At 54.8% G+C, this 16,121-nt stretch carries 8 protein-coding genes and 2 pseudogenes; 6 read left to right on the forward strand and 4 right to left on the reverse strand.

The window, feature by feature from the left end; genetic code table 11:
- Window positions 1-722 precede the first annotated feature (722 nt).
- Window positions 723-2,843, reverse strand: coding sequence for a right-handed parallel beta-helix repeat-containing protein (locus N7E02_RS01915; protein WP_286577841.1), 2,121 nt, complete (start codon window positions 2,841-2,843; stop codon window positions 723-725).
- Entirely contained in the window at window positions 2,840-4,162 is a 1,323-nt protein-coding gene (locus tag N7E02_RS01920; RefSeq protein WP_286577842.1) for an O-antigen ligase family protein, read from the reverse strand. Before N7E02_RS01920 ends, N7E02_RS01915 begins: the two co-directional genes overlap by 4 nt.
- A 392-nt stretch (window positions 4,163-4,554) precedes the next feature.
- Here N7E02_RS01920 and N7E02_RS01925 point away from each other — a divergent pair, with 392 nt between their 5' ends.
- From N7E02_RS01925 to N7E02_RS01950, 6 genes and pseudogenes are all read left to right on the forward strand, one after another.
- Complete coding sequence (locus N7E02_RS01925; RefSeq protein WP_286577843.1) at window positions 4,555-5,505, forward strand: glycosyltransferase family 2 protein; 951 nt, start codon at window positions 4,555-4,557, stop codon at window positions 5,503-5,505.
- Window positions 5,502-6,602 carry a glycosyltransferase family 4 protein gene (locus N7E02_RS01930; protein WP_286577844.1) on the forward strand — a complete coding sequence of 367 codons (1,101 nt, stop codon included), beginning with the start codon at window positions 5,502-5,504 and terminating at the stop codon, window positions 6,600-6,602. The genes N7E02_RS01925 and N7E02_RS01930 overlap by 4 nt, the downstream gene beginning before the upstream one ends.
- Window positions 6,596-7,736, forward strand: a pseudogene (locus tag N7E02_RS01935) (glycosyltransferase family 4 protein). Before N7E02_RS01930 ends, N7E02_RS01935 begins: the two are co-directional and overlap by 7 nt.
- Entirely contained in the window at window positions 7,733-9,913 is a 2,181-nt protein-coding gene (locus N7E02_RS01940) for a GumC family protein (RefSeq protein ID WP_286577845.1), read from the forward strand. Before N7E02_RS01935 ends, N7E02_RS01940 begins: the two are co-directional and overlap by 4 nt.
- A 378-nt stretch (window positions 9,914-10,291) precedes the next feature.
- Window positions 10,292-11,227: a 2-dehydro-3-deoxygalactonokinase gene (locus N7E02_RS01945; protein ID WP_286577846.1), complete on the forward strand. Its 936-nt coding sequence runs from the start codon at window positions 10,292-10,294 to the stop codon at window positions 11,225-11,227.
- A gap of 11 nt (window positions 11,228-11,238) precedes the next feature.
- The gene (locus tag N7E02_RS01950) at window positions 11,239-11,865 is read left to right on the forward strand and encodes a 2-dehydro-3-deoxy-6-phosphogalactonate aldolase (protein WP_286577847.1); all 627 of its coding nucleotides are present in this window, start codon (window positions 11,239-11,241) and stop codon (window positions 11,863-11,865) included.
- A 2,590-nt stretch (window positions 11,866-14,455) separates the two neighbouring features.
- Here the strand turns inward: N7E02_RS01950 and N7E02_RS01955 are convergent.
- Together N7E02_RS01955 and N7E02_RS01960 are read right to left on the reverse strand one after the other, a co-directional pair.
- A complete protein-coding gene (locus tag N7E02_RS01955; protein ID WP_286578403.1) occupies window positions 14,456-15,133 on the reverse strand; it encodes a 3-oxoacid CoA-transferase subunit B in 678 nt (225 codons plus the stop codon).
- A 29-nt stretch (window positions 15,134-15,162) separates the two neighbouring features.
- Window positions 15,163-15,878: pseudogene (locus N7E02_RS01960) on the reverse strand (3-oxoacid CoA-transferase subunit A).
- Between the last annotated feature and the right edge of the window lie 243 nt (window positions 15,879-16,121).

Here is a 16,121-nt window from a genome sequence, read left to right on the forward strand (position 1 = left end):
GAATTCGCGATGAGGATACGCGGACGCGCCGACGGCCTCCATATCTTGCGTTCCAGCTAATAGACGTAGGGAGGGCTCAGCATTTATGTATTCGGAAAGAAATATCCTACAGTATTGGAGGTAAAAACATGCGGATTCTATCCGCCCGGTTCATCTTTTTGATGATGGTTTCTTTAAAATTGCTGCCTTGTGGCGATCCGTATCAACTCTTGAAGCAATTGAATCGCTAAGGTTATGGGCTATACGCCGGCGCAACCTCAACACAAGCAACGCTAAAATCCACAGCGCCTATTCGAGTTTGTACAGAGGATAGGACACTAAGCGATTATCTATTCCTGTCGCCAGAGAACGCGGCCCGCGTGTCCGCCGCATGGGAATTCAGCATTCCTACCGCTAAGCTGACTTGATGATAGGCAGGCCGGTTAGATGGTCAGGTTTGTCACCGCGCTATTTGGTTAGGGCGCTGCGCCAATAGTATGAGGACCAGGACTGTCAGCGATCTGTCCTTTGCGCCTTCTAGTCTAGGATGAGGTCAGCGTCTTCGATCTCACTCATATCGAAGCGGCACGGAACGGCCCGTCGCGATAGCCACCATCGAATTCGACTTCGAGGTAGTTCTGTTGGCTCCCGCCGCAAAAACAAATAGGCTTTGGCGGGTAAATCTAGCCTAGGTAGCGAACACTCCTAAGCGTGTTGGAGCTGCAGATCTTCGTGCCGTTGGCTTATCGAGCACCCACGGTGCTATCTTCGTCCATTCCGCCTTTCTGAAGATCCGCCAAGCTGCCGAATTTACCAGAAGGCATGATCTCGGGATGTACCCGAAAGCTTTGGCTATTTAGATTGCCCAGATAGCGATTGCGCGCGAAGTGAACATATCCAGATCCGTGGTTTGGAGCATAGACAAAGGCAGCAATTCCATCCTCGCGGTCTATTGATACGCTGTTTTCCTCTATCCGATTTGGGTTCGCCCACGACGGATGCCATTCTCCACCTGTTGCATCGTCCACACGGAACGCGGCCCCGGATCCATGCGCAATGATATTCCTTATCACTACGTTGCCCCATCCGCCGTTGATACCGATGCCGGATACATTGCCGGATAGAATGTTCCCTTCAATCAGGACGCCGCTTGCTTTCCCATCGGTGTAGATTGCCCAGCTAATAGGTGACGGCCACTCATCGACATTTTCGTATCCACTCGGCCAGAACGTTCCATCCTGCCGATTCATTAGATGGCCGGTCCCCGTTATGATATTGTAGCGAATTGTGCTGTTGAGAGGGGCCTGTTGCTCACCCATCATTTTGATGGCGCCGCCGTCAGCGGTCTGCTGGTTCGTGTTGCGGACCAAATTATGTTCGATGATCGCATCATACACGGCGTCCTGCGGTCCCCACAAAGAACCGCCAGCAATGCCGAACTGCGCAGCATTCTCGATCAGGTTTCCAGCAATTCTGACGCTGTCGGCCGCCTGAAACCAGATTCCGGCGGTTTCAAAATAGACCCTTCCGATATCGTGGATGTGGTTCGCCAGTATCTTGGCGCCATCGGATTTCCCGAATTTACCGTACTCCGTCCCAATATAGATGCCGTTGCCGGCGATGTTTCCGATGAGATTGCCAGCGATCAGCACGTCTTTGCTTTCAGACGCATGAATGCCGACACCGACATCTTCCACGATGTTGCCGAGGAGGTGAACCCGATCTGCTTGCTCCAAGCGAACGGCGCCGAAACCTCTGGTGTCTGTCCACACCTTACCACTGCCTTGCGGTGCGCCGTCGGTAAATTTGAGCCCAGAGATAACCATATCGTCAGCCCCTTCCAACAGGAAGAAGGTTGAAAGCACCCCGGCAACCACCTTGGAGCCCGAGAATTGGTTATCGGTAGCGATGTAGTTGAGTCGACCGGATTTGGCGTCATGCCACCATTCGCCAGGGGCATCTAGGAAAGAGGAGGACCCAGCGAGAAAATATCGGCTACCTTCTGCCGTGAAGAAGTAGGCCGTGCCTCTGGTGTCGACAATTCGACCTCCCTCGTCGACTGACGTCACGGGAAGTGTGTCGCTACCCCATTGTGTACCGGGGTAGAAACCTCCCACAATGTGGGCCACGAGGCCATTTATGTCTGTCGAAGCAGGAATATCACCGGCGTGGAAGCAGAAGCGCGTATTTCCCTCCCAACTGTCGATCTCTGGCTGGCATCTTGCCGCGAAAAGCCAACCCTTTCGGGGATCTCGGTCGAGAGGCGCATTTGGGAGGCGTGCCAAGATTTGCGGAATGCCGTTTACAAAAAGATCTCCCACCCGCTGATCGGAGCGTAACTTCAGCGGTGCAGTCCAGCGTGTACCGTTTTCCATCGCCCAACCCGATACCAGTGGTCCACCATGCAATATCGGAGCCTCATTGCATCTGGCTGTCACGATTAAGCCAGTGTCCCGCGCATCGAAAACTATTGATCGATCGAGATAGTAGTCACCGCCGGCCAGGGCAATAATGCTCAAGCCATTCGTGCGTGCCGTGTCGCGAGCCCGCTCGATGGTTGCGAAAGGCCCGTCAGTGTGCGCGGTGTTCGGATCCGGAAGACGTCCGCTCCAAGCGTCGTCGCCATCCGGCGAGACGTAGTATATATGCCGTGCAACTAGGGACTTAAACAATTCGCTCGATGTGTATCCACCCAGCTGAATAGGCGAAGGCACCGTGGGAGCTTCGGCGCAGGTCGCTTCCCTTATCGCTTTCTGAACGTGCTGAATTTCTTCCGCATCCGGTTGGTCGCTCGCCGACTGAGCTGACAGGGCAGCCGATGTCGTGAGGAGCATGCATAAAAATGGAGCAAGATGCGCCTTCATGATGTCGACGGGATTTTGATCGCGCTGGGCATAAGTATCGGCTTTTGCGGAGTTGGGTATGTCGACGCCACGGGTGCATAAAGCGAAAACATGACGATGCTCGTGGCAAAGAGCACGAAGATGGTGTCGTTCTGGATCAGAAACATGCTTTCGGTTAGATTCATAACCAGGATCATCACAAAGAATACGTTCAGCCAGAGCCAGCCATAATGTGGGTCACGGCAATGAAGGGCTGCACCTTGGCGCAATGCGCGCAGGAGCACTAGGGTGAAGAGTGCCGTTCCACTTACTCCAAAACTTAACATCGTATCGCGAAAACCGTTGTGTGCGTGGGGTGCAATCCATTGGATCTCTCCCCATATCGTCCAAGCATCCGGGTTCGCTTCAGTCCAAAAAGCTTGATACCCGAAGCCGAAAATGACGTGGTTCGCAATCTGACGGTCGACCAACTCCCATAACGGCACCCGGCCAGTCAAGGTGGCATCCTTCCCAAGTGCCTCCAGCACCGGGACCAGGAATTCATGCAGTAAAACCAGAAGCCCGACCAGTATTTGGATAAAAAGCAAGATGATGAAGGCGCGGGCAATGCCGTGCGTTCGTTGAAGGATAGAATAGAAGCCGATAAGGCAGAATGCGGAACCTGTTGCAATCATCGCTGTCATGGACCCTGAGGCCACAAGACAAAGCGTGCCTGCTGCAAGAAGTATGAAAGCGGTTCGGCGCCAACCTAGAGCTCTATCGATCAGCACGGCCATCGCAGTCATGATCATTATGCTGGCGTACCAGCCGAGGCTGTTTTTGTGGATGAAGATGCCCCTTATGGAGCCATCCAATGGCATTCGGGCAAGACTTGGCGAGGCGATCATGGCGGCGATGCTGAGAGAAATGCATATGCCAACAGTCATGAAGACGATCAGGAGCAGTTGCCGCGGGGTGAAGCGTATGGCCAGGGCATAGGCTAGAAGCACGGTGAAGAGCAGGCCGACAGCACGCCTCAGGCTAATTGACGGACTGACGGACCAGAAAATTGATAGGAATGGCAGAGCCAGAATAAGAGGAAAAATGAGATCTCGCCTTAGCGCGGCGAGAAAATGTGGGATGTTCCGCCCTATGCTCAATGCGGTGAAAGCATATACGGGGAGCGACAGAAGTCGCAGTTTCGCCCTCGCCGCGTCGCCGAGGTCTCCGTTTGAATCCGTCAGCAAGAGTGGGAAAAGGGCTCCAGTTTGCAGAAAAACTGCCAACCCAGCGCTCCAGCATTCCAAGGCTCGCCAGTTGATGGCCGGAGAAATCGTCCTCCCAAGACTGTTAGCCTTCATGTCGATCTCACCTGCTTAAACGGGTAATAGATCTGTAATCGGTTCATGGAATTCAGGACGCATTGCTCCTCACACAGCTGTGCTTGCCCGGCAAACAATCATTTGGCGGCCTCGCTGGTCAATCGACGAAAATGATGATGAGGATCACGCTTTTGCGCGGGTGTATCCCGCAAGTGCGATAATCCTCATCTCCCGTCGACGGAGCCTAGCCGTCGAAAGTCGCACTTCAGGCTAATGCTCACCCGCCATAAGGCCAGATGTTTTGCGTATCCGTTCACCGCTAGCTTGCAGTGAATTCACGCCACATCGGACATCGTGCGCAAGCTCCGTCGCTCAGTTGACGTCAAGCGTCGAACCTAGTGCAGGCTGTTCCGCATTGCTTGTGAGGTTTTATGGATCGGGCGGCCATCAGTGTCCTGATAAATAACTACAACTACGGCCATTTTGTCGGTCGTGCGATTGATAGCGCCCTGAGCCAGGATGCCAAGGACGTCGAGATTATAGTGGTTGACGATGGGTCTAGCGACCATTCACCTGCTGTCCTGAAGAGCTACGGCGATCGGGTGAACGTTCTGTTCCAAAAGAACAAGGGGCAAGCTGCTGCGATAAATGCCGCCGTCCATTCGAGCACGGGAGACATACTTTGTTTTCTGGATGCGGATGACTGGTGGGCACCATCGAAACTTTCGGCGATAATAGCGAAGTTTCAGGCGGATGCTGGGGTCTCGCTAGCATATCATCGACTGCAACCTGTGCTGTCTGACGGCTCGCCAGTGATGAAACCAATTCCTCGTAGCTTGTGCTCGGGAAATATTACACCAAGGCTTACCAAGTCCGCGGGATGGTGGCCCTTCCCCATGACATCCTCCCTCGCCGTCAGACGTAGCGCATGGGCTACCGCTGGCGATATTCCGGAGGATTTTCGTATCTCCGCGGATGCTTGGCTGGTGGGTATCTATCCGTTTCTTGGAAAAGTCGCAGCTCTGCCAGATCCTCTCGGGTTCTACCGTATCCATAACAATAATTGGTATCGGTCGACTGATGATACGGCCATGTTGAAAAAGCGAATGGCTCACTGGCGCGCTACGCTGGACGCAACAAACCGATTCCTGGTTATGCATAACCTCGCGAATGGGCTGCGGCTCGTCGACCACCATCCCTATCAAGTGGCATCGGCTATGCTTGGTGGAGCGGATATGCTCACTCGCCTCAAACTCGGCATGAACGGGTTTAGTTTCCCCGGAGAACCTAACTTCCTGAGGCGAGTGCGTGACGCGTTGCGCACGGCACTCACGCTTCCTCGCTCTGGCGTAGGAACGGGCCTTGCGGAGAGCGAGCAATGAAGGCCTTGTTGCTTGTTTCCGAATTAGAAGACTATACGATTTCGTTCGCCGGCGGAGTTGCACGACACTTGGACGTCGTGCTCGGCGTACCGAGTCGCCGTTACGCACACCTCGCGTCCTTCTTTGATCCGACGATCGATTTGCATCTCCTGGACTGGCCGCGGCATCGCTCACTCGCCAATCCATGGTTTTTGCATAACCTCACCCGGTTCATCCGGCAGGAGCGCCCCCAGATAATTCACCTTCTAAGTAATTCCACGCTCTGGCTAAACCTAGCTGTTCCATTCTGGCGTCCGATTCCGCTGGTGACAACCGTTCATGACGTGGAGACGCATCCCGGTGACGCCGACACCCGGACCTTGCCCAGCTGGGCGCCGGAGCTGATGGTCAGGCAGTCGGAACATCTAGTTGTGCACGGTGAAGGGCTAAAGCGCAGAGTTCTCGACAAGTACTCTAAATCACCCGACCGCGTTCACGTGCTTTCTCATCCGGCTATTCATCGCTATGCCGATCTCGCCCGGCGACATAAAATGGTCAGGCGTCCGGAGGATGGCAGCCTGCGCGTTCTGCTCTTCGGACGAGTGTTCGCCTACAAGGGGCTGGAGCAACTTGTTCGTGCCGAAGCGATGCTGAGAGGGGCGCTTCCCAACCTCAAGGTGATCGTAGCAGGAAGAGGCGATGATCCATGGATATTCAAGCCCCTAATGGGTGACGCTGGCCATTATGACATCCGCAATCGCTTTATCGAAGATGCCGAGGTGGCGCAGCTATTCCTGGATGCAGACATAGTCGTACTTCCTTACACTGAAGCATCCCAGAGTGGTGTTCTCAATCTCGCTGCAGCCTTCGGAAAGCCGGTAATCGTGACAGATGTCGGCGAATTGCGCGCGACTGTCCAGCCCAACGGTCTGGGATTGGTTGTTCCACCCGGGGACGCCGAACAACTGGCTCAAGCCATTCGCCTATTGGCTGAGAACCGTGATCTCGGACGCGATTTCGGCAACAGAGCTCTCGAATGGGCAACCGGGCCAAACTCACCTGAAACCGTCGGAGCGCAGGCTGCTGCAGTTTATAGAGAGGTAGTCGGAACATGCTGATGAAGACGCCGGACGAGGACAGTCGGATCGCAGCAGCAGGCATGGCCGCAGTTCGGCATTATGTGCCCGGGGGCGCGAGAATGGTGGAGGTATTGGTCGACTGGTTGGTTACATCGCCGATACCGCCAAGGTGTCGGGTGAAGAGCATATCGTCACCGACACAAGGGGAGCTCGGTGGTCTCCTGCCAAATCGCCTGCCCGACTGCTCGGGTCGATCTTGACCATGGCCGGGGATCGCCTTCTCGCTCCGATGCGCATTCACCACATTCATGTTGCAGGTCGAGGCAGTACGTCGCGAAAGCTCGTCTTGGCGAATGCTGCAAGATTGTTTGGTTGCGTTTATATACTACACTTGCACGACTATGATTATGCTGCTGATTTTTCAATGCGTTCACCGCGCCTACAGCGGCTTATCCGTCGCATGTTCCAACGCGCCAATCGCGTTATCGTACTAGGGCAGCGTGATCGTGTGACGCTCTCAACCTTGCTGGGCGTTGACGAGAGCCGCATCGTTGTCGCTCGCAATTGCGTACCAGACCCCGGAGTAAGCTGTGGTCAGCGTGATACTATACCTCTGATAGTCTTCCTCGGCCGATTAAGCGAGCGCAAGGGGTTCCCGAACTCCTCCTCGCTCTTAGTCATCCGACGATGAAGAATATAGCATGGAAGGCCGTAATTGCAGGGGACGGCCCTGTGGACCACTATCGCAATAAGATCATTGCGTTGGGCCTAGCGGATCGGGTTGAAATGCCCGGTTGGTTGGCTGAAAGCGAGACGCGCGCGCTCTGTGCTAGCGCAAGTATTCTCGTCCTTCCTTCACATGCGGAAGGCATGGCTATGGCGGTGGTCGAGGGGCTAGCTCATGGGTTGGCGGTAGTCACTACCCGCGTCGGGGCTCATGAAGAGGTCATCACGGACGGGGAAACCGGGGTCTTCGTACCGGTTGGTAATGTGGATGCTTTGGCAGCCGCTTTGGCAGGATTGCTGGCGAATCCAGCCACCATGGTACATATTTCTGCCAGAGGGCGCGCTCATTATCTTAATTATTTCAGCATGAAAGCGTATATGCGCGCCTTGAATGAGCTCTACGAGGCCATCCTCACGCTACCTCAAGACGCCGGTGGTCGGTCATGACCATCTCTACGTTCCCGCCAGACCGGCATCTGTCGCTTTCGTCAATGCATCACGAACCACGCTTTGAAGTAGAAGCCAAGTCGGATGAGTTCGATCTCGACTCATTCTGGCGCATTCTACGACGCCGGATTACCATGGTGGTGGTGATAGTTGCATTCCTCACTTCCGCTGCCCTTATAGCAATATGGGATATGAAGCCGATTTACCGTGCTGAATCCCGACTTATCATCCACAAGCCGCTGGCGACGACGCTCAGCGCAGAAGAGGCCGGTCGCAATGAACCACTAGATCTGAAGTCGGAAACGGAGCGCCTTCTATCTCGAAGCATCGCGGAACGTATAATCCATGACCTGCGCCTAGATGAGTTGATCGAATTCAACCCGGCTTTACGCGGAACCTCGGTTATCGGTGAGGTTCGTAAGATTTTACGCGGTCTAGTGGATCGCCATAAGCGAGAAACAACGGAACAGAACAGCCTTGAGCTCATAATTCCGGAATACTACGCGGCTCTTCGTGTCTGGCGCGATGGGCTTGGCGATGTCATTCATATCGGATTCGAGGCAACCGATCCCCAACTCGCTGCTGCTGCGCCGAACAAGCTCATCAGTGTCTATCTTGAAGAGCGCAACGAGAGCATTCGCCATCGTCTTGACGCCGCAGAAGTGTGGATAAGGCAGCGCATCGAAGAGCAGCAAAAAATCACCGACGCAGCTCGCCTCGCGAGTGATGCTTATCGAGAAGAGATGGGCGCATTATTGAGCCTAGAGGCCCCGGGAGAACAGCTTAAGTCTTTGGCGGAGCTTAACGAGCGGCAAGTCACAATCGCGCAAAACCGCGCAGATGTAGCAGCCGCGATTACCGTCCTTGAAAAGGCAGATGATGCGCCGGTTGCTTTAAACACCTTATCGCTTCCCGAAAATGTCCGTGAGGTGGCCGAGGAGTTTCGCGTGCAGCAGCGAGATCTGGACCGGCTTCTCGATACATACGACGACGGTGCTCAAGTTGTGATTGACCGGCGTGTGTCGATCGCTAAATCACGCGCCGCCCTAGGGCTTGCGGTTGAGCGATATCTACAGTCTCTTCGCGCGAGGCTTATCGCGCTTGACCAGGAATATGCCGCAGTACACTCTGACCTAGCGACTGCAGACGAGAAGCGCTCGCGCTCTGTGATTGCGCAGGCAGAGCTCGTTCGCTTTGAGCGGGCATTTGATAGGGAGCAGACAGCGCTTGACAAGCTGGAGGGTCAGAGGCGGAGCCTTGCAGGAGAAGCCATGTTGCCGGGGACCGAAGTGGAAGTACTGTCACCTGCCGCAGTCCCGATTGGGCCGCAGGGCCGCGGGCGGCTTTTCTATCTGGTGAGTGCTTTAATAGCATCTACCTCGCTTGCTATAACCGCCGCCTTTCTGGCCGAACTGATTGACAAGAAAATTAGGAGCTTCGACCAGCTGACTGGCATAACGCGAATAATACCCGCGGGCTACATTCCTCGCAAGAAGAGGAGAGGTCTCAGAAATCCGCTTGCTAGGAATAACGACGGGTTTGATGGCGCGATCCACGACTTGGCAAATTTTTTAAAGCAATCGAATGGCGGCTCGATGCCCGCCAGCATCGTCGTGACACCGACTCGTAGCGGAGATAGCGGCTCGCTTGTTGCCAGATCGCTGGCGATGGAACTGGTCTCCACTGGCTGCTCGGTTCTTCTCGTTGATGGTAACCTAGGTCGCGGAAACCTTGACGCATTCTTTAAGTCGGGGCTGAAGCGAGGACTGAATGATTTCCTGAATGGACAGGCTGCGATTAGCGAGATTGTTCACCATGACCTTCAAAATGGCCTGGACTTTATTCCTTCAGGCAAGGTCAGCCCCAGCCTGCGCCCAACCATCACGGGTCTAGCAGAAATTATCGCCGTGGCGCGTGCACGGGGGCAGATTGCCGTCTTCACCAGCGCCCCCGCGTCTCACGCGCCGGAGGCCACCAAGCTGTCAACACTGGTTGACAGAACTCTGATGATCGTTGATTGGGCGACAATAAACAGGCGCGCAGTTGAACTGAATCTAAGGCATCTGAGAGGCTCACGCACCACTGAGATATTGGTTGCCATTAATGGCGTGGATGTAAAAAGAAACGCCCTATATAATTTTACGGATTCCGAATTTTCCTCCCGCGCTTATTCGTGATCTTATCTGACTGCGATGTATTCTTGCGGTTGAATGAATCGCCTCCCCCTCGCCATCCCGAGCATGCCTTTTCCCAAGCGTGTCGCGATCGTTCGCATGTCGTTGTCCAAAACCGACGCACACTTTTGCGCGACATGCTTTAGAGGCGACGGGTGAGGCTCGTGTTACAAGAGCGTATTTTGCATCCCGTAACCTCTATCCGGCCTGTGAGCCAAACAGTTCGGCGCCTGATTGAAGAAATTCCCGGGAAGATGCTATCGCTTTTCGCCCCATTTGTCGCATTTGATCTAAAAAGTATGACTTTTGGTGTGTCGCTCTCGACAGGATGGCTGCGCGCGCGTTATCGAAGAGCGCAATGATCTCGGGAGGAAATCTGGAATGTCAAAGCCTGTGTCGGTCATCCTTGATTGGGGCACGAGTTCACTGCGCGCAGCGCTCGTGTCGGGAGCGGGCGAAACGCTTGACACGCGTGACACTATGAACGGCGGCATCCAATTCGTCCAAAATGGAGTCTTCGAAGCTGCCTTGAGTGATACAGTCGGTGAGTGGTTTTCCGCTTATGGCCCCCTCCCCGTATTCGCGAGCGGCATGATCACCAGTCGCAACGGTTGGGTGGAAGTCCCTTATGTCGACGCCCCGGCGGGTGTCGTCGAGCTTGCCGCCGGCACTAGACAGTTCACGCTCGTGAACGGCGCAACAGTTACTTTCCTTCCCGGAATGCGTGATCCAGCCGCAAAGCCTTTCCCGGATGTTATGCGTGGTGAGGAAACTCAGATTGTGGGCTGCGGGCTGGATCGAGACCGAACGGTTGTCCTGCCCGGCACACACAGCAAATGGGCGCGCGTCAAGGACGGCCGCATCTGCGGCTTCCAAACCTTCGCGACGGGTGAAATCTTTGCATTGCTTACCAAACATTCCTTCATAGCGAGAGCTGTGGAGACGGCGCCTGGGACCGAGCCTATCTGGCCTGCTTTCGATCGCGGTGGCGAATTCGCCGCCAGTGATGCTAGTGCAGCCGATGCACTTTTGTCCGCGATCTTCAGCGCGCGAACCGGCGTGCTTGCCGGAATCTTGAAACCAGAAGACATCGGCGACTATGTCTCCGGTCTGATTATCGGATCGGAATTCCGCCAAGCTCGCGCTGCTGGCTGGCTGGTGCCGGGCGAGGCGATCGCCATTGTCGGCAACAATATCCTGAATAGCCGATACAGTCGTATAGCGCCGCTCTTCAACGTTGCTGTCGAGCCGAGCCCCGTTGATGCCGCTAAACGCGGCGTACAGTTCATTGCCAACCAATTGCAATTGATAACATAAGGACTTTTCCCATGAACTTTCATGAGGCCCTCAAGGAATGTAATCTGATCGCCATTCTTCGCGGTATCACGCCGGAGGAAGCAGAGCCTGTTGCTGAATCACTGATTGAGGCAGGTTGGCGTATCATCGAGGTACCGCTCAACTCGCCTGACCCTTTGAGAAGTATCGAAGCGCTACAGAAACGTTTTGGCGACAAGGCGCTTATCGGTGCTGGTACTGTCCTGACACCGGCCCAAGTCGCCGATGTCGCGGCAACCGGTGCCAATGTTATCATTTCGCCCAACGCGGATCTTTCGGTCATTGAGGCGAGTGTTGCCAGAGGGATGGTCAGTCTTCCGGGCGTTGCCACACCCACCGAGGCTTTCGCCGCGATCGGTGCTGGCGCCACTGGTGTGAAAGCATTCCCGGCTGAGGCTATTCCGCCGGTCGTGATCAAGGCATGGAAGGCTGTGCTACCCAGAGAGATCCCGGTGCTTGCAGTTGGCGGCGTTACTCCAGAAAACATGAGAGCTTTTACGGAGGCTGGCGCTGCCGGCTTCGGCATCGGCGGATCAATCTACAAGCCGAAATCAGACGTCTCGACCGTATCTTTGAAAGCGCAGCAGTTTATTGAAGCGATGCGCGCAAATCGGATGTAACCGAATCGGCTTCAGACCGCCGCCCCATGGACGTCGTAGAGTCTGTGGGGCGAGATGGTAAAGGTGCTTGATTCGTCGGATACCCTAGGTGGGAAACATGCAATCAAGCGATCTCGAGCGTTGCGGTAGCGAAATACCCACTGTGAGTGCTTATCCACTGGAAGATGTGACATTGCTGCATCGCAACCTTATCTGATTGTGAGTTACAAATTATTCATTTGACGATGGCGCAGGGCGGTTCCTACCGTTTGTCTTAGCCGCCATGATGTCGGTTAGAGGTCCGCAGCCGGGTGCACACGGCTCTGCGGGCCTCGCTTAGGAAACAAGAAAGCCAAATTCCGACAGGGGACATGCCGCCGCTACAGTGCCCTATTTGGATATGGGGGCTAGCGGACGCATAGTCAGGCGTGAGGATGGCAGTTCTCCGGAGACACGAAATATTCTAGCCGTTGGTTTACAGGCTGGAGGCAAGACCTCGCTGTGACCCACGTTAGCTGCGATCACGACCGAACATATCTTCCATGTATGCTGGGTTATCTCTCATCTACGGCTGCGGTCCCTGCATTGTGAAGTGTCGATAAGACTGGCGCCACCTTCGACACAGGTATTCGAACAGGGGTTTGATCCCCCAGCCACGCTTGGTGACTTGCGGCGTTTAAGGTGAGCAGGACAACGTTTGTTTATTCGCATCCCTATCCTATCGGCGCGCAGAGCGCTGGGCCTCCCTGTATTGGATGCCGGATCGGATAGCATTCAAATAGCTTTATCCCGATCGCGGACTTGCGGCGAGATCGAGGTTTTTGACCGCTCAATGTGGCGCGATGCTTATTCGCCGAAGCATCTTTCTGTGGCTCGCCTCCCTGTTGACAGCTGTCAACCGACTCTCGGATGGATGTCGGGTAACCAGGACGACTTAGACCATCACGCGCAAACCGCAAATCTTCCACCGCTTTTCAGCCAATCCTTTGATCGCAATTGTCGCCCTCCTTCCAGCCCCGCGCACCCTGTTGCTCGGCGGTAGGAAAGCTGGCAGTCGTCCCATGTGGCGCACGCATAATGATACGGTGGTCATGATCTCTGGAGGTCATGGTATTGGTTGAGACAGTTTGACCTGATCCAGGCTTACAGCCCCGGGCACGATGATTGCTAGTGCGCAGCGGGAAGGGGCGTCCGTTCGGGATGTAAGGCTGTTCAGAACTAGCGGAAAGAGCTGCGGCGCCTCCCTCGGCAACACAGACGATCTCCAGCAGTCTTATCTCCGGTGATCGAGATGAGACCTTAGCAAGAAGAGACTTATCGTGCTCGCGCGCATTACTGGAGAATGGTCTGCGATGACAGCGGGGCGCGCAACCTTAGTGTTATGCAATCGAGCGTGGCGGACCTATGAGGCATCATTGTCAAGCACGGGGAAGGGCGCCAGCCAATCAGGATTTGGTCGACGAGATAAATACCATCATCAACGGTATGCTTTATCGCGGATGTCCGCGGTTCGTAATCCCGCGCGTTAACGCCAGCAGCACCGCTATCGTCCAATACAAAGGGCGCCTATCGTTTTATGAAGGCCGCACCGTTCCGGTATGCCGACACTCATTGGTGCCATGGCTGCGTAGCCGTCGCCAACTCGGTAGACCTGGTGCTGTGGGTCTCGCCACCAAACTTCTCCCGATAGTGTGCGGGCGTGGACTAGTGTGTAGAACCGTGGCCTATCAAAACTTGAGAGCAGGCGAGTGGTCGGGGCGAAAGAAACTCGTCTATCATTCCCATGCGTCTAGTCGCGGCGGGTCATGGCCCAAACGGCGTTCTCAAAACTCAACGATGCTAACTCGAGCTGCGAGAACTCTCGGCATCACCAAACCATCTGACCCAAATTTATTCTTTACGTCGCAAGATCCGAATTTCTTTAGGGTAGCGGTTTATCGGTAGATCAGGTGGCTACGCTTAGAGGCAGGCAGGAGAAAAATGCAGTGTGGAAGCCGCGTGACCGGCTGTAAAGATAAGCGAAGGCGGTTGACAGCCGTCAACTCGGAAGTGAATAATTCGCTCGTACGACGCTCAAATGAGTCGACTGCAGACCCGTCTCGCCGGAGACGCTGTCACGACCATACGGTCCTTAATATAAAAAATATGGTTAACAGTCTGTAGAGAAACTTATTCGTTGACTGGGTTTCATTTCGCCTAGCGTTCATAATCTTATCAGATAGTTACGACTGGCGATTTGTGACGCAGAGTCGAAGCTTCGTAAAGCCGGCAGCGTGTCTGGAAGTGAGATTTATCCTGATCATTTGGGGGCGGGCGGGCCGATCGAACATCCCCGCTTACGACATTCCAACGGTGAGATGATGAAGAGCGTCGGGAGCGCGTCTATCGCCGAACTGCGCGTCCGGGATGACAAGCGCGGATTCGTATTTGCGTTTTATGTCCGACCGCTTATGCCACGGCCAGCTTGACGGTGCTGACAGAAGCGTAGTCGAGCATTTCGTCTTCGAAGGCAAACGTCCCGTTGGGCTGGAGGTTCTCTTTTCCCCAAGGCCACCTGAGCGTTTAGGTCCGCCGAGGGCCCGAACGATAGAGTTGCACCAATCCTACTCTCTCAAAGCTTAGGCACCACGAGTTCGGCAATTTCACCTTCAACATATAGCTTGGCGCCGGTAATCGCCTGCAAATCGTCAAAGCTGATCTCCGGCAGCTTTTCAAGGAGCACGAAATGGCCGTCCTTGATGCAAACTACCGAATGACTGGTATAGACGCGGGTGACGCATGCGATGCCGGTAAGCGGGAAGGTGCATCTTTCCACTAGCTTCGGATCACCATTTTTTGTGAGATGTTCGGTGATGACGAATACTTGGCGTGCGCCGTGTACCAGATCCATCGCACCGCCAACGGCTGGTACGCCCCTGGAACCAACGCGCCAGTTCGCGAGATCACCGCTTTCCGCCACTTGTAGCGCTCCAAGGATGGCCACATCAAGATGGCCACCGCGCACCATTGCGAAGCTGTCGGCATGATGGAAGATAGACGCGCCAGGCTTCAACGTCACAGCCTTCTTGCCCGCGTTGATGAGGTCCCAGTCCTCTTCACCGGATCTCGGCGCCTCTCCGAAATCGAGAATACCATTTTCTGTATGGAAGACTATCTGCCGGCCCTGCGGCTGATAGCGGGCGACCATTTCGGGAAAGCCGATGCCGAGGTTCACATAGGCGCCGTCCGCGATGTCCTGCGCTGCCCGCCAGGCGATCTGGGCGTTGGAGAGCTTGATCTCGCCGAACATGTGAGTACTCAGCGCCTCGTTGCTCATGCTTAGATACCTCTTTCATAGTGCAAGCCAGCCCGGATCATCGCTTCTTCCTGTTGCGGTTCTGGCACTTCGACCACACGATCGACAAAGATCCCGGGCGTCACGACATGTTCGGGATCAATCGCACCGGCATCAACGATTTTGGAAGCTTGGACGATTGTCCTCGCGGCAGCCATGCACATGATTGGATTGAAGTTTCGTGCTGCTTTGTTGTAGGTCAGGTTGCCATGCGTATCGCTGGTATGGGCCTTGATTAACGCAAAATCCGCTTTCAGCCAGCGCTCTTGCACATAATGCTTGCCATCAAACTCGGCTGTCGGCTTGCCGATAGCAAGTTCAGTCCCGTAGGCGGTTGGCGTGTAAAAGGCAGGAATACCAGCGCCCCCGCTCTGATACGTTCAGCAAGTGTACCTTGTGGCACCAACTCAAGTTCGATCTCACCCGCAAGGTATCTGTCGGTGAATGCCCGCGGATCGGATGATTTCGGAAATGAGCAGATCATCTTGGCGACCATGCCCGCATCTATCATTGCGGCAATTCCAATCCGCCCATTGCCGGCATTGTTGTTGATGACCGTGAGATATCTTGGGCGTCTGTCGACCAACGCGTGGATGAGTTCAATCGGCGCCCCCGATCCTCCAAAGCCACCAATCATAACAACGGCACCGTCTCCAATACTGGCGACAGCTTCCGCGAGGCTATCTGATCGCTTATCCACCGAACTCTCCCAAAAAACTGCTGCTTATCTCGCCCTCGCTCCGAGTTCTTTGATACGAAAAATAGACGGTTGCGACAATTGTAGTGCGCGACGGTTGTTCTTCCGCTGAACATTAGAAGCGAAGGCACGATTGCAGCCAGTGGTGTGGGCCCGCTAACACATATTTCTTCGCTGAGAATAATCGCAGATCTGTGCAGTCGTTCGCAGCTTGGCGTCTTTTACTAAGCCAAATGCTCTGTTTCG

The organism is Terrirhizobium terrae (genome assembly GCF_030323265.1).
Taxonomy (GTDB): domain Bacteria; phylum Pseudomonadota; class Alphaproteobacteria; order Rhizobiales; family Rhizobiaceae; genus Neorhizobium.